The organism is Mesorhizobium sp. WSM4817 (genome assembly GCF_055811135.1).
Genome location: NZ_JBVVQQ010000002.1, coordinates 20,572 through 40,081 on the forward strand (window position 1 = coordinate 20,572; position 19,510 = coordinate 40,081).

Genomic DNA, 19,510 nt, shown 5'->3' on the forward strand with positions numbered 1-19,510 from the left:
CATGATACGCACCGTCGCCACCAAACCTTATCTCGACCAGAAGCCCGGCACGTCCGGGCTGCGCAAGAAAGTGCCGGTGTTCCAGCAGGAGCACTATGCCGAGAACTTCATCCAGTCGATTTTCGATGCGCTGGACGGGTTCGAGGGCAAGACGCTGGTGATCGGCGGCGACGGCCGCTTTTACAACCGCGAGGTCATCCAGAAGGCCATCGCCATGGCCGCGGCAAACGGTTTCGGCAAGGTGATGGTCGGGCAGGGCGGCATCCTGTCGACGCCGGCCGCTTCCAACATCATTCGCAAATACAACACCTTCGGCGGCATCATCCTGTCGGCCAGCCACAATCCGGGCGGCCCGCACGAGGATTTCGGCATCAAATACAATGCCGGCAATGGCGGCCCGGCACCGGAAAAGCTAACCGACGCGATCTTCGCCAAGACCAAGACGATTTCGAGCTTCAAGACCGCCGATATAGGCACGGTCGACCTCGACACGATCGGTACCGTCGAGGCGGGCGGCATGACCGTCGAGGTGATCGACCCGGTCGCCGACTATGCCGAGCTGATGGAAAATCTGTTCGATTTCGATGCGTTGCGTGGGCTGTTCAAGTCAGGCTTCCGCATGCGCTTCGACGCCATGCATGCCGTGACCGGTCCCTATGCCAAGGAGATCCTGGAGAACCGGCTCGGCGCGCCGAAAGGCACCGCCCGCAACTTCGTTCCCCTGCCGGATTTCGGCGGCCACCACCCAGACCCGAACCTGGTCCACGCAAAGCACCTCTATGACGAGATGATGGGACCGGATGCGCCGGATTTCGGCGCCGCTTCCGACGGCGACGGCGACCGCAACCTGATCATCGGCAAGGGCATTTTCGTCACCCCGTCGGATTCGGTGGCTATGCTCGCCGCCAATGCTCATCTGGCGCCGGGCTACAAGGCCGGGCTGAAAGGCATCGCCCGCTCGATGCCGACCAGCGGTGCAGCCGACCGCGTCGCCGAAAAGCTCGGCATCGGCATCTATGAAACGCCGACCGGCTGGAAATTCTTTGGCAATCTGCTCGATGCCGACATCGCGACGATCTGCGGCGAGGAAAGTGCGGGAACCGGCTCCAATCATGTGCGCGAAAAGGACGGGCTGTGGGCCGTGCTTTTGTGGCTCAATATCCTCGCTGCCCGGGGCGAAAGCGCCAAGCAGATCGTCACCGAGCACTGGGCCGCCTACGGCCGCAATTACTACTCACGCCATGACTACGAGGAGGTCGAGACCGACCGCGCCAATGCGCTGGTCGACGAATTGCGGGCCAAGCTCGCTTCCTTGCCCGGCACCAGCGTGCGCGGCATGAAGATCGCCAGCGCCGACGATTTCGCCTACCACGACCCGGTCGACGGCTCGATAGCCGAGAACCAGGGCATCAGGGTGCTTTTCGAAGGCGGATCGCGCGTCGTCTTCCGTCTCTCCGGCACCGGTACCTCAGGAGCGACGCTGCGCGTCTATATCGAGCGCTACGAGCCGGACAAGTCCAGGCACGATCTCGACACGCAGGAGGCGCTTGCCGACTTGATTGCGGCAGCCGATGATATCGCCGGGATTCGCAGCCATACCGGCCGCGCTAAGCCGAGCGTCATCACCTGATGCCATCCAGATCATGATCCCGAACCGACGGTCCGCGTCAGCCAAAAGTGGGAGCCGGTTTTCGGAAAGGATGATGGTCAAACAGGAAGACAGGATACCGGCCGGAAAGCGGCGGAATCGGCCGCGATTTGGCGGACTTGTCGGAAACGACGGCATCCGCTTTGCCGCATGGTCCTCTGCAGCCAGCCGGCTCTGGGTCTCGATCTTCGATGAGCAGGGAGAGAGGGAGATCGACCGGCTCGAACTCCAGCCGGAAGGCGAGGGCGTTCACGCGCTTTTCGTTGCCGGCCTCGACGCCGGCACCCGATACGGGCTTCGCGCCGATGGCGATTATACGCCCGAGAATGGGCTTTGGTTCGATCCCGACAAGCTGCTGGTCGACCCCTATGCGGTCGAAATCGACAGGCCCTATATCTATGACATCAGGCTCGCCGCGCGCCGGGGCGAGGGCACCGATACCGCGCCGCTGCTGCCGAAGGCGATTGCCGCCACCCTGCCGCAGCCGGTGCCTGCCTTGCCGCCGCTGTTCCAGCCCGGCGGCCTGATCTATGAAGTGCCGGTGCGTGCCTTCACCATGCTGCATCCGGCCATCCCGAAGCACCAGCGCGGGACGATTGCAGCCCTTGCCCATCCGGCTATCGTCGAGCACCTGAAAAAGCTCGGGGTCGGGGCGATCGAACTGATGCCCGTGACGGCGTCGATCGATGAGCGGCATCTGCCGGCGCTCGGGCTGCGCAATGCCTGGGGCTACAACCCGGTGACCTTCATGGCGCTCGATCCGCGCCTCGCGCCGGGCGGTCTCGCGGAATTGCGGCAGACGATCGCCACGCTGCGTGAGGCCGGCATCGGCGTCATCCTAGATCTTGTCTTCAACCACACCGGCGAAAGCGACAGGCTTGGGCCGACGCTGTCGCTGCGCGGTCTCGACAGCCGCGCCTACTACCGGCATCGGCCGGACGGCAGCTTGATCAACGACACCGGCACCGGCAACACCGTCGCTTGTGATCATCCGGTCGTCAGGGAAATGGTCCTCGACACGCTTCATCACTTTGTCCGCCATGCCGGCGTCGATGGTTTCCGCTTCGATCTGGCGCCCATTCTGGGGCGGGTCGATGGCGCGTTCGACGCCGCTGCGCCACTGCTCATGGCTATTCGGGATGATCCGCTCCTTGGCGACCGGGTGCTCATCGCCGAGCCATGGGACATCAGCACGGACGGCTATCAGCTTGGCAATTTTCCGCCGCCCTTCCTCGAATGGAACGACAGATATCGCGACGACATCCGCCGGTTCTGGCGCGGCGACAGCGGCATGGTCGGCGCGCTCGCCACCCGGCTTGCCGGCTCGTCCGACGTGTTTGCCAAGCCAGGCCAGCAGACGAGCCGCAGCGTCAACTTCGTCGCCGCGCATGACGGCATGACGCTGGCCGACATTGTTGCCTACGAGCACAAGCACAATGAGGCCAATGGCGAGCAGAACCGCGATGGCCACGACGACAACCTGTCCTGGAACAATGGCGTCGAGGGTGAGGCCGGCGACCGGGCGATCGTTACGGCCCGTTTCGATGACCGATGTGCGCTGCTGGCCACGCTGTTTGCCTCACGTGGCACGATCATGCTGACCGCCGGAGACGAATTCGGCCGCACCCAGAAGGGCAACAACAACGCCTATGCGCAGGACAACGAGATCACCTGGCTCGACTGGTCCGGACGCGATCGGGCGCTGGAACAATACGCCGTTTTGCTCGCCGCGACGCGTCGTTCCGTGCCGGCGCTTTCCGACACGCGCTTCCTGACTGGAGAGCCGCCGCCCGGATCAGAGCAACCGGACGCGGTCTGGCTCACTGAAACCGCCACGCCGCTCGACGAGGCAGGCTGGCGCGATCCGGCGCGGCACCGCCTGGTCATGATGCTCGGCAGCGATGATTGCCGCCTTGCCGCGGTCATCAATGGCGATCGCCGGGCGTGTATGTTCACGCTGCCGGGGCGCGACGGATTTCGCTGGCAGCCAGCCATCGAAACACCGGACGGCGCAGCCGGAATTTCACGGCCGGTGCCGGGGCGAACGGTGACCTTCATGATCGAACACGAAGCCGCGCAGGCTCAGATAAAGGAGGACCCGAGTGGCAAGTGACCACGCCGAGTGGTGGCGCGGCTGCGTCATCTACCAGATCTACCCGCGCTCCTTCCAGGACACGACGGGGGACGGCAGCGGTGATCTGCGCGGCGTTGCCTCAAGGCTGGCGCATGTCGCATCGCTTGGCGCTGACGCCGTCTGGCTGTCGCCGTTCTTCAAGTCGCCGATGGCCGATATGGGCTACGACGTATCCGACTATACAGCCGTCGATCCGATGTTCGGCACAGCAGAGGATTTCGACGCAGTGGTCGCCGAGGCGCACCGTCTGGGTCTGAAAGTCATTGTCGACCAGGTTCTGTCGCATTCGTCCGACCGGCACGAATGGTTCATCGAAAGCCGTACGAGCCGCGATAACCCCAGGGCGGATTGGTATGTCTGGGCCGATCCGAGGCCCGACGGCACCGCGCCCAACAATTGGCTGTCGGTCTTCGGCGGCCCAGCCTGGGACTGGGACGCGACCCGCAGGCAATATTACATGCACAATTTCCTCGCCTCGCAGCCGGACCTCAATTTCCACAATCCGGAGGTTCAGGACGCCCTGCTGGAAACGGTGCGGTTTTGGCTGGAGCGCGGCGTGAACGGGTTTCGCCTCGATACGGTCAACTACTATGTCCATGACCGCTGGCTGCGCAGCAACCCGCCCCTGGCGTCAAGCGTCGCAGGCACCAACACCGAAACCAATCCGTACCTCTATCAGGAGCATTTGTTTGACAAGACGCAGCCCGAAAACCTGGCTTTCCTCAAGCGGTTTCGGGCGCTGCTCGACGAATATGAGGGCCGCGCCGCTGTCGGCGAGGTCGGCGACGAAGCCCGTTCGTTGCAGACGCTCGCCGCCTACACCGGCGGCGGCGACAAGCTCGACATGTGCTACACTTTCGACCTGCTCGGTCCGCAATTCTCGGCAGCACACGTGCGTGGATGCGTCGAAGCGTTCGAGAGTGCTGTCTCCGACGGCTGGGTCTGCTGGGCGTTTTCCAACCACGATGTCGTTCGCCATGTGACACGATGGACAAGGCCCGGCGGCGATCCGGAAAGGACGGCGAAGTTCTCCATCGCGCTGCTGTCATGTCTGCGTGGATCGATCTGCCTTTATCAGGGTGAGGAACTCGGGCTGGAGGAGGCGGAATTGGCGTTCGAGGATCTGCGCGATCCTTATGGCATCCGCTTCTGGCCGGGGTTCAAGGGCAGGGATGGCTGCCGCACGCCGATGGTGTGGGAGAAAGGCGCAGACAATGCCGGTTTTTCAATCGGCAGGCCGTGGCTTCCAATCCCGGAAAGCCATCGCGCCCGCGCGGTCGATATCCAGAACGGCGAGGAAAAGTCAGTTCTGGCCAGCTATCGGGCGATGCTGGCGTTGCGCAAGCGGCATGCGGCGCTGGTACAAGGTTCGATCCGTTTTCTCGATGCCGAGGGCGAAGTGCTTGCCTTCATTCGCGAAGGCGGCGGCGAGAAGCTGCTGTGCGTTTTCAACTTCGCCGAGGAGCCGGCCAACTGGCCGTTGCCGCAGGGTATCGATGTCGCAGAGACGATCGACCTTGGCGCTGGTGCCGCCTTGAAGGAAAAGATTCTGTCGCTGCCGCCGTTGGGCTGCTTTCTCGGACGAGCCGGCTGATCTCTCCAGCTCACTGAACAAGCACAGAGCGCCCGCAAGTCGCGCCCATGACCCGGACATCGGCCTCGCCGACGCGCACGCCCAGCGCCCCAAGCACGTTGTGAACCAATTCGTCGACCGGCTCCGTCACGCCGTTCAGCAGCGCCACCACTGCCGGCTTCACGGTTCCGAGCAAGGCGGTTACATCAAGCCCGAGGCCCAGCGCACTGACCGAAAGCGACAAATTGTTGACCAGCGACGTGGTGAGAGATTGCGTCAGGTTCTTCGTCGAGGCGTTCTTTATCGTCTTGCTTGCGATGTCGGTGCTGTTGAAGGTCAAGATCGTCGGATGGTTGTTGGCGATCTCAACGGCTGCAGAACCATTCACGCCGATCAGATTGAGGGTGAGAAACAGAAGTTTCACGCTGACCTGCGCGATTTCGGCATTTTGAAACGACTGTGGGTTGCTGAAATCGGCGAAGGCTGAGGGGCTGTTATCGGCATCGCTGGCGCCAAGGTGCAGCGAGGCAAGGCCCGGACGTGCGGCAATGGTAACTTTCAAACTGTCGGGGTGCCCCGTCGGGCAGCTGATGTCGGTCAGCTTGGCCTCGGCAGAGGCCACCTCGACATGCAGCGGCAGTTTGACGGCAAGCAAGCTGATGCCGCCACCGAGAGTCGCATTGCTGCCGCCGACGGACGCCACCAGCTTGATCCGCGTCTGCGCCGTACGCACCACAGCACCCTTCTCGCCGATTGTCAGCCATGGCGAGAATTGTGCAGGTTCGCCGATCGCAATGGCAAGCGTGGTGGAGGCAAGCCCCGGAATGGTGGCTCCGAGATTGAGCTCGACCTGCTTCGAGCCGTTGGCCAGTGCAGCAGCGGTGGTCAGCATGCCCATGGCGCTGGCGTCGACCGAAAAACCGGGCGATTTTTGCCCGAGGCCCAACTGGCCCATTGATCCAAGATCGACAAGATGATTGAGCGGTATCTTGACCGTTCTGGTGGTCCTTGACGCGATTGTCTGCAAAGCAAGCTTGCTGGTGCTGCCAACGGGTGAAACATTGGCCATGGCGGTCGCAATCTGGCCCACAGTCGCTTTCGAAGCCAGCACCTCCGAATAGCTGACACCTGTCAGCTGCATCTCAACGGCAAGGGCATCGATGAACGAAAGCAGGTTCACGTCGGCAGCGATCAGAGCGTTGTAGTCCATGACGCTGAGCGTGATGTTGCCGCCCAGGAACTTGCTGAGAAGAGCGTTGAGGATGCCGCCTGACGCTGAGAAGCCTTGACCCGACCGAGAACATCGCCTGCGGCGCTATGCTGGCCACGGCTTGGGTGCCGATCACCGGCGTAGGGATAAGCGAACTCGCGAAATAGCGGGCAGGAACCTTTTTCAGCGTGACATGGACGGCGTTGTAGGGCGTTTTGCCGGCCTCGAAGCGCTTGTCGACGCCGAGCGACGACTCTGCTGAATATCGGCCGGGGGTGACCGACACGACAGTCTTTCCGAGGGCAGGGGTGATCGTCTGCCCTGCCTTCTGAACAACGATACCCGGCATTCCGTTGTCGCCGAGCGTGGTCACCACCGCGGCGTCAATGTTGTTGATGTTGGAGGCGGCGGTGATTGCCGCCAGATCGACCAGCGACTGAGCCTCCCGGCGCTCCGCATAGATCGAGCCTTCATCGATGGCGAAGGCGGCCAGCGCGAGCGCGAACGGTGCGCACAGCGCCGTCATGACGGCGAAGTTCGCCGTCAGGTCGCTAAGCATCGAGCGGGCGACCCGGCCGATCCTGCCCGCCAAAGTTTGCGACATTCAGATGCCCCCAACCCGGATTGTCGACTGGCGTGAGATCGTGGTGCCAAGGCATTGGCAGTGCCGGGAACAGATTCCAGACCGGCAGGTTGCGGGCATCATATTGGATGGACACGACGAACTGGTTTCCGTCGGCCGTGCTGTCCTTGGCCTGGTAAGTCAGCTTGTCGGAATCGACGAATGGATATCCCGCGGCATTGGTGGTGACGAAACTGGTCACCAGCGCCTGGCGCTCAACTTCGTTCAGCCCGGCAATCGCCGTGCGTGCGGCGTCCGCTGCAATCTGCTGCACGGAGTGACTGGCGCCAAAATAGATGCCATATGCAACCATACCGAGCAGGAGCAAGATGAAAAAGGGCGCAAGCAGTGCGAATTCGATCGCGGACGTTCCGGACGGTTCTCGAAACTGGTGTAATTTGCGTTTTACCTGACGCGTATTGCGCCGCTTTTTAGCTATTGTCCCAGTTTCCGCGCTGTTCATGTCCGTTGCCCATCAAGACATACCGAAGCCCGCAAAAGATGTAACCCGTGGTTGCTTAAAGGCGGCTTAAGACATTGTGGCAAAGTGGAATCGACGACAGATTTCCTGCCGGAGGCGAATGCTTGAAGCGGTTCTTCCGCCAAGTCGTGGAATTCATCAGCCGACGCAGCGCCCCGCTTCGACGCCCGACTTCTTCAACAAAAGCGGCGCAACCTGCTCGTTGCAGAGAAAGCGCCGTCGATCCCATCGACCACAACCTAGGATTTAGTTAGTAAGGGACCCCATTGACTTGCATCAATATCATGCGATCCGCTGAAGGCTATTGCCCAGTCCCCAGTCCAAACTTCCCACGAGGTGCAAGGGTTTTCGCGCAATGTGTAGGATCTGACGTGCGGGTTGTGTCAAATTGCTGCCGCGGCCAATCCTTGGATGACATCTTGCTGCGCTGATCAGAATCTCTATGTGGCAAAGAACAGGGGGCGCGACTGTATTGTCGCAACCACCGGGTTCGGACCGGTATTCGCATGATCGTGACTGGCACGATGGCTCTACCTATCCAAACCCGGATCGAGATTAAGATTAGAGAGAGGATGAACGCATCGACGTTCTCTGCGCCTGCGGTTACGCTCTCGTATTCGCAGACAGGCCGCAGATTGAACGGGTGGCTTGCATGACGCATCATGTGAGGTTAACTATTGCCTCACATGGAATGGAAAGTGATATGCTAGCGCTCGGAAATGTCGCGGACGTGTTGGGGCTGCCCGTTAAAGAGGTGGCGGCGCGGTCGCCTTTCGGGCTGATCTCCCGGATCGAGGATGGACTTCCCATTGGCGCACTTGAGCGCGTTGCGCATCTTCTGGCGCCTGGCGATGCTCAGTTCAAATACCGGCTGATCCCCAAGGCGACCTACGAGCGGCGCAAGGCGGTACATCGCCTCTCGTCGTACGAGGGCACGCGATTGGCCCGCGTCGCGCGCGTCTGGGGCCTTGCTGTCGATGTCTGGCAGAACGAGGAGGAAGCGCGCGATTTCCTGTTTCGGCCGCACCCGATGATTGAGGACAAGCGACCGATCGACGTCGTTATCGTGAGCGAGTTCGGTGCCGAAATGGTGGTCGATATTCTCGCAGGTCTGAAGTACGGCAGTGCTGCGTGACGGCGCAGACTCTCGATCGCACTCTATCGTCCTTTCGTATCGGCGATCCGGCCGGCACCTACCCGATCTTCGATGCGACCGGCTCGACAATCGCGCCAGGGCGGTGGAACACGCCCGGAAGTCCTATCATCTACACCAGCGAGCACTATTCGACGGCCCTGTTGGAAAAGCTGGTGCATGGCAGCGGCCGACTGCCGCCCAACCAGCACTACATCGAAATCACAATCTCGCGCGGACTGAGTTACGAGGTCTTTTCCCACCCGTCACTGCCCGGCTGGGACACGATGCCGGCGATGGTGAGCCAGGGATTCGGCGAAACCTGGTGTTTAGAACGGCGCAGCGCCATCCTGCTGGTGCCGAGTGTCGTCGCGCGTCTCGATTGCAATGTGCTGATCAATCCGGCGCATCCGGAGTTTTCAAAGATCCACACGAGCCTGCACCAGCCGGTCTACTGGGACCGACGGCTGTTTGGCGCGTAACCGGGAGGGGCTTTCTCAAGAGGCCTTGGTGAGATTGACGCGGAACCGGTCACGTCGGCGCTGAGGCTCGGTCCACGGGCTCGACTGCTATTTTGCCGATCGCGCAGTGGCTGTCGCTGCGCCTTACTTAGGGTGACCTCACGAGTCTGTTGAAATAAAAAATCACCACGTTACTGTTTGCCCACCAGCTGCCGGAAAGGGAACCGGCGGCGCGCTCAAAGCGGCCAGCTAATCGGCTTCGGGGCGTCAACACTCAAGAGGCGCAGCTGAACGGCCGCCTCGACAGGGAGAACTTCATGCTGAAAAACATGCTGAAGGCGACGGTGTTCGCCACAACCATGGCTTTGGCCGCCGGCACGTTCTACACGCCAGCCTTCGCCGAGGTCGTCTACAACCGCGGCACCGCCGCCGAATCGGAGTCGCTCGACCCGCACAAGACCTCGACAATATACGAAGCCGCTGTATTGCGCGACCTGTTCCAGGGGCTGGTCATGCAAGACCAGAAGGCGAACGTCATTCCGGGCGCCGCCGAAAGCTGGACTGTATCGGACGACGGCACCGTCTACACCTTCAAGCTGCGCAAGGACGGTGTCTGGTCGGATGGTAGCCCGGTCACGGCAGATGACTTCGTCTACGCGTTTCATCGGCTGGAAGATCCGGCCACCGGCGCCGAATATGCTTCGATGCTCTATCCCGTGAAGAACGCCGAGGAGGTGAACACCAAGAAGGCGAAGCCGGAGGAGATGGGCGTCAAGGCAATCGACGCAAATACTCTGGAAGTGACGCTGAAGGCGCCCACGCCCTATTTCCTTGAAATGCTGACCCACCAGGCGACTTATCCGGTCAGCAAGGCGTCCATTGACAAGCTCGGCGCCGATTGGATCAAGCCGGGCAATCTGGTCTCCAACGGCCCCTTTACCCTGGCGGAGTGGGTTCCCAACGACCACATCAAACTGGTCAAGAATCCGAAATTCTGGGATGCTGCGAGCGTCAAGCTCGACGTCGTCAACTACATCCCGACCGAAGATCGTTCGTCGGCGATAAAGCGCTTCGAGGCTGGCGAACTCGACAGCTACGACGACCTCCCGACCGAGCAGCTCGCCGATCTCAAGGCCAAGTTTGGCGATCAGATTCGCGTTGGACCTTACCTCGGCACCTACTATTTTTCGATCAAGACCGACAAGGCTCCGTGGGACAACGTCGAACTGCGCAATGCCATCTCCATGGCAGTCGACCGCGATTTCCTTGCCGAAAAGGTATGGCAGAACTCAATGCTGCCCGGCTATTCGATGGTGCCTCCGGGCATTGAGGGCTATACGCCGGCAATGGCCAAATACGCGGACATGTCGCAGATCGACCGCGAGGATGAGGCCAAGAAGGTACTCGAGAAGCTTGGCTATACGCCCGAGAAACCGCTGAAGATGGAAATCCGCTACAACACGTCGGAAAACCACAAGAACACTGCAGTCGCCATCCAGGAGCAGTTGAAGCCGCTCGGCGTCGAAATCACGCTGCTCAACACCGACACTAAGACCCACTACTCCTTCCTTGAGCAGAAGGGCGACTACGACGTGGCGCGTGCCGGCTGGATTGCGGACTACAAGGATCCGGAAACCTTCCTCGGCATCTCCCGCAAGGCAAGCGGCAACAACTATTCGGGCTACAACAGCCCGGAATTCGAGAAGGCCATGGACGAGGCGGCCGCCGCCGGCGGCAAGCCCGAAGAGCGCATGAAAGAACTCGCCGAGGCTGAGCGCATCCTCGTCGATGACGTCGGCAACATCCCGCTTCTCTACTATAGCTACAAGGATATCGTTTCTCCGAAGCTTCATGGCTTCGAGGACAACGTCATGGATGTGCATCCGTCCCGCTTCATCTCCAAGGACTGATCTCCTTGGCCGGGCTACCGCTCCTTTACAGCGCCGCGCGTCCTTTGGGGCCCGCACAGGCGCTGTAACGCCTTGATTTTGCACGTGATCCTCTCCGGACCTTCGGCTCGGGTCATGCGTTAGGGGCGGCGGTCCCGGTTTGCTAGCAAAGCGGGGAACCGATGCTGCGTTACGTATTCCGGCGGCTTCTGACCGCCATTCCGACGCTGTTGGTCATCGTGACCATGGCGTTCTTCCTGATACGCGTCGCGCCTGGCGGCCCGTTCAATCAGGAGCGGGGCCTGAGCCCCGAGATCAAGGCCAATCTCGAAGCGCAGTTCGGTCTCAACGACCCGCTCTGGCTGCAATATGTCCACTATCTCGGCAATCTGCTGCGCGGCAATTTCGGTCCGAGCTACAACATGCCGGATTTCACTGTCGGCGAATTGTTTGCCAGGGGCCTGCCCGTTTCGATCCAGATCGGCGCCTCGGCCCTGATCCTGGCGCTGCTGCTCGGCGGCCTCCTCGGCACCATTGCCGCGCTCAACCAGAACAAGCTTGCCGACTATTCGGTGATCGCTCTGGCGACCGCCGGCAGCACCATTCCGACCTTCGTCATCGCGCCGGTTATCCAGCTTCTGTTCGGTCTGACCTGGAAACTGCTGCCGATCGGCGGCTGGGGCGATGGCGCCCTGCTCAACAAGATCGGCCCTGTGCTGACCCTCGCCCTGCCGCAGATCGCCATCGTCGCCCGCCTGATGCGCGGCTCGATGATCGAATCGTTGCGCTCGCACCACATTCGCACCGCACGTGCACTCGGCCTGTCGGACTGGTCGGTGGTCGTCAAACATGCGCTGCGCGGTGCCATATTGCCGATCGTCTCCTTCACCGGCCCGGCGGCGGCGGCACTGCTCACCGGCTCGATCATCGTCGAGACGATCTTTTCCATTCCCGGCATCGGCCGCTATTTCGTCGAGGCCGCGCTCAACCGTGACTACACGCTGGTCATGGGCACCGTGGTGGTCATCGCGCTGTTCACCATCGTCTTCAACCTGATCGTCGACGTCATGTATGCCTTCGTCGATCCGAGGGTGCGCTATGACTGACATCGCAGCCACCGCTCCGGCCATCGTCGGCCGTTCTCTGTGGGGCGATGCCTGGGCGCGCCTCAAGGCCAACCGCGCCGCCATGTTCAGCCTGTATTATCTTGCCTTCATCGCGATCCTCAGCGTGCTCGGACCCTCTTTGGTGCCGCATCGATACACCACCATCTACGCCGACTATGTGCGCATGCCGCCGAGCTTGTCGGCCTATCCGAAGCCCGACAAGATAGAAACCGCGCTCAACGAGGCGATCAAGCGCATGCGTGTCGACATCAAGCAGTGGCGGCAGGAAGACAATCGCATCTTCGTCACCGTCACATCGCGCAAGCCGATCGACGACCGCAATGTCCGCTACCTCGATCGTTCCGATGCCTTCGACAACACCAAGATAGAGAGCAAAGCGGCTGACGGCCTTGAAGCGGTGATGAGCGCTTCAATCAGGCAGCAGTATTTCCTGTTCGGCACCGACAATACCGGCCGCGATCTCCTGTCGCGGACGCTCATGGCCGGGCGCATCTCGCTGGCCATCGGCCTGCTCGCCGGGGTCGTTGCGGGCGTCATCGGCGTGCTCTACGGCGCTGCGGCCGGCCTTGCCGGCGGCAGGATAGACGAGGTGATGATGCGCATTGTCGATGTGCTCTATTCGCTGCCGTTCATTTTCTTCGTCATTATGCTGGTGGTGTTCTTTGGTCGGAACTTCGTGCTGATGTTCCTGGCGGTCGGCGCCGTGCTGTGGCTCGACATGGCGCGCATCGTGCGCGGCCAGGCGCTGTCGATCCGGCGGCAGGAATATGTCCAGGCGGCGGAGGCGATGGGCATAGGCCAGGGCGGCATTCTGATCCGCCACGTCATTCCCAACCTGCTTGGCCCAGTGGTCATCTATATGACGCTGCTGGTGCCGCAAGTCATTATCCTGGAGAGTTTCCTGTCGTTCCTCGGGCTCGGCGTGCAGGAACCGATGACCAGCTGGGGCGTGCTGATCTCGACCGGCGCCAAGAACATCGGCACCGCCAACTGGCTGCTTTTGTTCCCAGCATTTTTCCTTGTCTCGACGCTGTTCGCGCTGAATTTCGTCGGCGACGGCCTGCGCGACGCGCTCGATCCTAGGGATCGTTGAGATGGACACCTCCGAAACGATCCTCAGCGTCAAGGACCTTCGCGTCCGCTTCCGCACGCTTGACGGCGTGATCCAGGCGGTCAAGGGCATCAACATCCACGTCAATGCAGGCGAAACCGTTGCCGTGGTCGGCGAATCCGGTTCCGGCAAAAGCCAGACGATGATGGCGGCGATGAGCCTGCTGTCCTCGAACGGCGAGGCGACCGGCGTCGTCGACTATCGCGGCCGCAATCTTTTGACCCTGAGCAAGTCCGAGCTCAACCAAGTCCGTGGCCGCAAGATCAGCATGATCTTCCAGGAGCCGATGACCTCGCTCGATCCGCTCTATTCGATCGGCAACCAGCTGATCGAACCGATCCGCCGGCATCGTGGCCTTGGCGCGGCGCAAGCACGCGAAGAGGCGCTCAAGCTCTTGCGGCTGGTCCATATTCCCGATCCCGAGCGGCGGATGAAATCCTATCCGCACGAATTGTCGGGTGGCCAGCGACAGCGGGTCATGATCGCCATGGCGCTGGCCAACGACCCCGACATACTGATTGCAGACGAACCGACGACCGCGCTCGACGTGACCATCCAGGCGCAGATTCTCATGCTGCTTGCCGAGCTGCAGCGCAAGCTTGGCATGGCGATCGTCTTCATCACCCACGATCTCGGCATTGTCCGGCGCTTTGCCGACCGCGTCTATGTCATGCGCTACGGCGAAGTCGTCGAGGAGGGCGAGGCGGAAGCGATCTTCGTCAATCCGCAGCATGCCTATACCAAGATGCTGTTGGCCGCCGAGCCGACCGGAACCAAGGCGCCGCCACCGCCAAATGCGCCTGTCCTGCTCGAAGGCAGGAATGTCGAAGTGACCTTCAAGATCGGCGGCGGGTTTCTCGCCGGAGAGCCGCTGATCCTGCGCGCGGTCGACCACATTTCGATACGGCTGAAACGCAACCAGACCATCGGCATCGTAGGCGAATCCGGTTCAGGAAAATCGACGCTCGGCCGAGCCCTGCTGCGGCTCCTGCCAAGCGATGGGCTCATCCGCTTTGGCGATCGCGATATTTCTGCCGCCGACCGCCAGGCCATGCGGCCGCTGCGGCGCGAATTGCAGCTGGTCTTTCAGGACCCGTTCGGTTCGCTGTCGCCGCGCATGACCGTCGGCCAGGTCATCACCGAAGGGCTTCTGGTGCATGAGCCGACCCTGTCGGGCAGGCAACGCGACGTCCGCGCCGTCGAGGCCTTGCGTGAGGTCGGGCTCGACCCGAATGCGCGCAATCGCTACCCGCACGAATTCTCCGGCGGCCAGCGCCAACGCATCGCCATCGCGCGGGCGATGATCCTCAAGCCCAAGGTGGTCGTCCTCGACGAGCCGACGTCGGCGCTCGATCGCTCCGTCCAGAAGCAGATCGTCGAATTGCTGCGCAAGCTGCAGGCCGACCATGAACTGTCCTACCTGTTCATCAGCCACGATCTCGCCGTCGTGCGTGCCATGGCCGACTACATCATCGTCATGAAGCAGGGCAAGATCGTCGAGGAAGGGCCGACCGAGGCGATCTTCAGCAATCCGCAGGCATCCTACACGCAGACACTGATGGCCGCGGCCATCGACGTCACACGGTTTCGCTTGAGCGCATAGCGCGGCCGGTCAGGACTGCAGCGGATAGTGATTGAAAGGTCCCGAGGCGAATAGACCGTCGTCTGCAGCCACGGCTGCTATGGCTTCGATCTCGATCATCGCCTCGGGCGCTTAGAGCGCTATCATCTCGACGATCGTCTCCGCCGACAGGGCTTGAAAAAACTGCTTCCGGCGGAGTTCAGCGACCTCGTTGAACTTGCTCATGCCCTGCGCTGGATTCAACGTAACGCCCGAAGTTGTCCAGGATCGCCTGCCAGCCGTCACGCTGCATGTCGATGGAGTTCTGCGTCTCGGCATCGAATATGGTCGTCACCTTCGTACCGTTGCCTGCAGCTTCGAAGGTCGTACGCGCCTTGCGCCCGTCGCTCATGGCGAATGCGATCGCCTTGTACGGCTCGACCTCTTCGTACACCGCCTCGAAATCGAAGCCGAAGCTGCCGTCCTTGGCTTCCATGTGCGCCTTGTAGCCGCCGCCCACCTTTAGGTCGGCTTCCGCGCTTGGGCAGCACCAGTCGTCGGAAGCGAAGTTCCACTGCGTGATATCGCCGGGCGTCGTGTAGGCCTCCCAGACGCGTTCGATCGGCGCGGCGATCGTGGTGGCAATGGTGATCTGCTGGTTGGTCATTTTGGTTTCCTTGTTGTCGCAGCCGGATGAGATCACGCAGACGGTTTATTGCGTGATTTCGGGCTCGACGAGGTGAGCAAGCTTGCGCAGCGACTCTTGCCAACCGAGATAACATGCCTCGACCGGGATCAGATCGGGCACGTTCTCCTGAACCACCGTCATCTCCGTTCCGACTGAAACGGCCGTCAGCGTGACGGTCACTTTCATCTCGCCCGGAAGGTTCGGATCATCGAACACGTCGCTGTAGACGAGCGTTTCGCCGGGGACGAGTTTCAGATAGGTGCCGCCGAAGGAATGGCTTTGCCCGGTCGTGAAGTTTCGAAACGACATTCTGTGCTTGCCGCCTTCCTTCGCCTCAAGCTCATGCACAGTACAGGTAAAACCGAAGGGCGGGAGCCAACTCGCGACCGCGTCAGGTTCCAGAAATGCGCGGTAGACCTTTTCGGGCTTGGTGGCGAGAACCCGGTGCAGTTTAACGGTGTTGGGCATGATCATCTCCATTCGTTGAGTTCACCAGGGCGTCGTTGCTTTGGATCGGGTTAGCCTGCTGCTGCGGCTTCCAGCGCCGCGATATCGATTTTCTTCATCGTCATCATCGCCTCCATCGCGCGCTTGGCCTTGGCGCGGTCGGGACTGGTCGTCAGTTCCATCAGCCGCTTCGGCGTGATCTGCCAGGAGAAGCCCCACCGGTCCTTGCACCATCCGCAGGCGCTCTCGCTGCCGCCGTTTCCTGTGATCGCCTTCCAGTAGCGGTCGGTCTCTTCCTGATCTTCGGTCAGCACCATCAGGCTGACGGATTCGTTCGCCTTGAAATTCGGGCCGCCGTTCAGGCCTAGAAAAGACTGGCCGAGCACTGTGAACTCGACCGTCAGTTCATTGCCTTCCTTGCCGCCGGGATAGTCCGACGCGGCCGCATTCAGCCGATCCACATGGCTGTCGGGAAAGGTGGCGGCATAGAACTCTGCCGCCTTGCGCGCTTCGCCGTGGTCGAACCACAGGCAGGTCACGAGTTTCGTCATTTAATCTCCTCGGTTCTTGGGTGGTATTTGTTCGTGCCGCGACTGTCAGACCTCAGTCGAACCAGCCCTTGGGCGGCTCGCCGGCCTGAACGGGACCGATGAACGCAATCATAAGGTCGGCCTGGATTACATCGACCGCATATGTGTTCGATGATCTAAACTCGCTCACGGGTCTTTCACCTGGTTTCGTTGCTTCGTGTCCACAGGACGAACAAGTGGTGCGCCTCCCGACAGCCAACCTGTTATTTTTTTGCCACGCGGCAAGGCCCACGTAACCCGAGTCGATCCATCCAACCGCCGGCTGGTAAGAGCGGGTCGGCGTAGGGCCGGGCCGTTTGCTTCAGCACCGGTTGTCCACATCACGAGGCGTTCATGGAGAAGGCGCTTGAGGTCCTGGTTGATGCCGCAGTTTTCGCGGAAACAAACAACAACCTAAAGCGCGCCGCATGAGGCCGGTCAAACGCGACGCGCTTTAGTCGCCCGCCGTCGTCGAAGGTGCTGGTGCACGCTGATCGGCTGCATCGCCTTCCCGAGCAGGCCGGTTCACGGCAAGCACCGACAATTCATGCCGGCGTCCATCTCGCGCGGTCCACATGATCGACTGTCCGGCCGAGAGGCCGATCAGGGCCGTGCCGATCGGCGTAAGGATTGAAACCTTGCCTTCGGAGATGTCCGCATCGCCAGGAAAAACCAGCGTCACCGTTTTCGCATCACCGGTATCGGGCTTGAACGTCACCGTCGAACCCATCTGGACGGCGCCCGCGGAGATCAAACCATCGGAAACGATGCGCGCTCGCTCGAGTTCGGCGAGCAGGTCATCGGAAGCCTGCGGATTTCGTGCGGCCACGGTGCTCGCAAGCGCCGATAAACGCGCATGGTCCGATTTCGAGATGCGGATGGTCGGCTTGCGCCGCGCCTTGATGTTATTTTGCATTTTCGAATACTCGTATTCTCAGTTGAGCGGGCTGCCTCAAGCATGGTTTAACTGGCCAATTCGAGGCAGATCTTGCCCAAAACCGATGCCCCAGAGCCGGTGCTGGCCTGCGTACGTTCGATGTCGATTTTATGTGCTTGCCCCGCGGCCCGGGGCACATGGCAGCCGAGCCGGGGGTTACGATCCCGCGATGGGGCAAACCCGGAAAAGAAAATCGCGACGGATCTTTTTTGTGGCGTTCATATAACCGTAGTTGGTGCCGAGATCGGGGAAGTCAAGACGACCCTGTAGCAAGGCGCGGTGGTGCCAAGCCGGAACAATTCGACAGCCGGTGAGTTTCCACGATGAAGGGCGATCTGTTTCGGAGGAAACTGCGATGAAACGCGTCCTTGCCCAAAAAGTTGTACGGCTGATGCTGGGCGGCGTAACCGCCGGCTTGCTCACGGTCGTCGAGATTCCCAGCCCGGTGGCGCCATTGTCGCTTGTGTCCGAGGCGAGGGCTGCCACCGACGTTTCCGTTTCGATCAGCACATTTTACGATGAACTGTCTTCCCATGGTGATTGGGTTTCGTACCGGGGAGCGACCGTTTTCGTCCCGGTTGATGTACCTGACGATTGGCGTCCGTATACCATTGGACATTGGGTCTATACCGAGCAGTATGGCTGGCTCTGGGTGTCCGACGAGCCGTTCGGGTGGGCGACCTACCATTATGGCCGCTGGGGCTATGCCGACGACATCGGCTGGTACTGGGTTCCCGGCACTCGTTGGGCGCCAGCATGGGTGAGTTGGCGGCGCGAAAGGGAGCACGTCATCTGGGCTCCGCTGCCGCCGCGCCGCGATCCCGATTTGATTTCGATCGAGGTGACCATCGACACCACGCCGGATTTTTACTGGGTCGTGGTCCCCACCCGCGAATTCCTTGCTGACGACATTTCTGTCGTCGTTATCCGTGATGAGCCGGAGTTTGTGCGCATTGTCGAGGCGGCCGAGCCGGCCGGCGACGTGACCATCCAGAACAACGTGGTGATCAACAAAGTCGTTGATGTTGATGTGATCGAGAAGGAGACAAACCAGCAGGTGACTGTCGTCGAGGTCAGCGAGACCGAGACGCCCGAGCAGGCCGGCAAAGTGGAAAACAATACCGTCACGGTCTTTGAGGGTGAAGTGAAAGCCGATCCCGAGGCCAAACCAGCTGAGCTCAAAGACATCGAGGAGGTGAAGCAGGTTCAGGCAGGCCGGAAATCGAAGCCGACGGAAGACGCAGCAACGACCGAACAGGCGCCGGATGAAGAGGTCAAGCCGGAAGAGACCGCCAAGCCTGAGAAGCCGACGACCGAGGAACAACCGGCCGCCGAGCAGGAGCAGGCCGAGCCGGAAGAGACGGGCAAGCCTGATAAGCAGAAGGCCGAGGAGCAACCGGCCGCCGAGCAGCAGCAGGCCGAGCCGGAAAAGGCAGCCAAGCCTGAGAAGCAAAAGGCCGAGGAGCAGCCCGCCGCCGAGCAGCAGCAGCAGGCGGAGCCGGAAAAGGCGGCCAAGCCTGAGAAGCAAAAGGCCGAGGAGCAGCCCGCCGCCGAGCAGCAGCAGGCGGAGCCGGAAAAGGCGGCCAAGCCTGGGAAGCAAAAGGCCGAGGACCAGCCCGCCGCCGAGCAGCAGCAGGCGGAGCCCGAACAGGCGGCCAAGCCTGAGAAGCAGAAGGCCGAGGAGCAGCCCGCCGCCGAGCAGCAGCAGGCCGAGCCCGAACAGGCGGCCAAGCCTGAGAAGCCGAAGGCCGAGGAGCAGCCCGCCGCCGAGCGACAGCAGACCGAGCCGGAACAGGCCGAGCCCAAACCACAGCAGCAAGAAAACAAGGCGTGCGATCCGCAGACTGGGGCGAACTGCTAGGTGTGCGGCGACAGACTACGGGCACCGCGATCGTTCCACCGCGGTGCCCGCCGTGAGCT

Annotated in this window: 16 protein-coding genes and 1 pseudogene; 10 read left to right on the plus strand and 7 right to left on the minus strand. The window is 61.4% G+C overall.

The window, feature by feature from the left end; translation table 11 throughout:
• Position 1: 1 nt before the first annotated feature.
• The 3 genes from AC0L2K_RS02840 to bglA all read left to right on the plus strand — a co-directional run bounded on the left by AC0L2K_RS02840 (position 2) and on the right by bglA (position 5,376).
• Complete coding sequence (locus AC0L2K_RS02840; protein WP_473530558.1) at positions 2-1,630, plus strand: alpha-D-glucose phosphate-specific phosphoglucomutase; 1,629 nt, start codon at positions 2-4, stop codon at positions 1,628-1,630.
• A 73-nt stretch (positions 1,631-1,703) separates the two neighbouring features.
• A complete protein-coding gene (gene glgX / locus AC0L2K_RS02845) occupies positions 1,704-3,761 on the plus strand; it encodes a glycogen debranching protein GlgX (protein WP_473530559.1) in 2,058 nt (685 codons plus the stop codon).
• Positions 3,751-5,376, plus strand: a complete 1,626-nt coding sequence (bglA, locus tag AC0L2K_RS02850) for a beta-galactosidase BglA (protein ID WP_473530560.1) — start codon at positions 3,751-3,753, stop codon at positions 5,374-5,376. Before glgX ends, bglA begins: the two co-directional genes overlap by 11 nt.
• A 10-nt stretch (positions 5,377-5,386) precedes the next feature.
• Here bglA and AC0L2K_RS02855 read toward each other — a convergent pair whose 3' ends face one another.
• The 3 genes and pseudogenes from AC0L2K_RS02855 to AC0L2K_RS02865 form a co-directional block, all read right to left on the minus strand.
• Entirely contained in the window at positions 5,387-6,565 is a 1,179-nt protein-coding gene (locus tag AC0L2K_RS02855; RefSeq protein WP_473530561.1) for a hypothetical protein, read from the minus strand.
• Positions 6,498-7,124: a pilus assembly protein TadG-related protein gene (locus AC0L2K_RS02860; protein WP_473530562.1), complete on the minus strand. Its 627-nt coding sequence runs from the start codon at positions 7,122-7,124 to the stop codon at positions 6,498-6,500. Before AC0L2K_RS02860 ends, AC0L2K_RS02855 begins: the two co-directional genes overlap by 68 nt.
• Positions 7,125-7,169: 45 nt before the next feature.
• Positions 7,170-7,548, minus strand: a pseudogene (locus AC0L2K_RS02865) (TadE family protein).
• A gap of 823 nt (positions 7,549-8,371) precedes the next feature.
• Here AC0L2K_RS02865 and AC0L2K_RS02870 point away from each other — a divergent pair.
• From AC0L2K_RS02870 to AC0L2K_RS02895, 6 genes are all read left to right on the plus strand, one after another.
• Complete coding sequence (locus tag AC0L2K_RS02870) at positions 8,372-8,803, plus strand: antitoxin Xre-like helix-turn-helix domain-containing protein (RefSeq protein WP_473530563.1); 432 nt, start codon at positions 8,372-8,374, stop codon at positions 8,801-8,803.
• Positions 8,800-9,282, plus strand: coding sequence for an RES family NAD+ phosphorylase (locus AC0L2K_RS02875; protein WP_287061394.1), 483 nt, complete (start codon positions 8,800-8,802; stop codon positions 9,280-9,282). The genes AC0L2K_RS02870 and AC0L2K_RS02875 overlap by 4 nt, the downstream gene beginning before the upstream one ends.
• A gap of 296 nt (positions 9,283-9,578) precedes the next feature.
• Positions 9,579-11,171, plus strand: coding sequence for a peptide ABC transporter substrate-binding protein (locus AC0L2K_RS02880; RefSeq protein WP_023799734.1), 1,593 nt, complete (start codon positions 9,579-9,581; stop codon positions 11,169-11,171).
• Positions 11,172-11,332: 161 nt separating this feature from the next.
• Positions 11,333-12,256 (plus strand): ABC transporter permease subunit, encoded by a 924-nt coding sequence (locus tag AC0L2K_RS02885; protein ID WP_023799733.1) that lies wholly within the window; start codon positions 11,333-11,335, stop codon positions 12,254-12,256.
• On the plus strand, positions 12,249-13,370 hold the full coding sequence (locus tag AC0L2K_RS02890) for an ABC transporter permease (protein WP_473530564.1): 1,122 nt from the start codon (positions 12,249-12,251) through the stop codon (positions 13,368-13,370). Before AC0L2K_RS02885 ends, AC0L2K_RS02890 begins: the two co-directional genes overlap by 8 nt.
• 1 nt (position 13,371) lies before the next feature.
• The gene (locus tag AC0L2K_RS02895; RefSeq protein ID WP_473530565.1) at positions 13,372-14,991 is read left to right on the plus strand and encodes an ABC transporter ATP-binding protein; all 1,620 of its coding nucleotides are present in this window, start codon (positions 13,372-13,374) and stop codon (positions 14,989-14,991) included.
• A gap of 178 nt (positions 14,992-15,169) precedes the next feature.
• Here AC0L2K_RS02895 and AC0L2K_RS02900 read toward each other — a convergent pair whose 3' ends face one another.
• From AC0L2K_RS02900 to rnk, 4 genes are all read right to left on the minus strand, one after another.
• Positions 15,170-15,616 (minus strand): SRPBCC family protein, encoded by a 447-nt coding sequence (locus AC0L2K_RS02900; RefSeq protein ID WP_473530566.1) that lies wholly within the window; start codon positions 15,614-15,616, stop codon positions 15,170-15,172.
• A 45-nt stretch (positions 15,617-15,661) separates the two neighbouring features.
• Complete coding sequence (locus AC0L2K_RS02905) at positions 15,662-16,105, minus strand: SRPBCC family protein (protein WP_287191723.1); 444 nt, start codon at positions 16,103-16,105, stop codon at positions 15,662-15,664.
• 50 nt (positions 16,106-16,155) lie between these two features.
• The gene (locus AC0L2K_RS02910; RefSeq protein WP_287306405.1) at positions 16,156-16,635 is read right to left on the minus strand and encodes a VOC family protein; all 480 of its coding nucleotides are present in this window, start codon (positions 16,633-16,635) and stop codon (positions 16,156-16,158) included.
• A gap of 472 nt (positions 16,636-17,107) precedes the next feature.
• On the minus strand, positions 17,108-17,569 hold the full coding sequence (rnk, locus tag AC0L2K_RS02915) for a nucleoside diphosphate kinase regulator (RefSeq protein ID WP_473530567.1): 462 nt from the start codon (positions 17,567-17,569) through the stop codon (positions 17,108-17,110).
• Positions 17,570-17,981: 412 nt separating this feature from the next.
• Here rnk and AC0L2K_RS02920 point away from each other — a divergent pair, with 412 nt between their 5' ends.
• Positions 17,982-19,451 carry a DUF6600 domain-containing protein gene (locus AC0L2K_RS02920; RefSeq protein WP_473530568.1) on the plus strand — a complete coding sequence of 490 codons (1,470 nt, stop codon included), beginning with the start codon at positions 17,982-17,984 and terminating at the stop codon, positions 19,449-19,451.
• Positions 19,452-19,510: the final 59 nt, after the last annotated feature.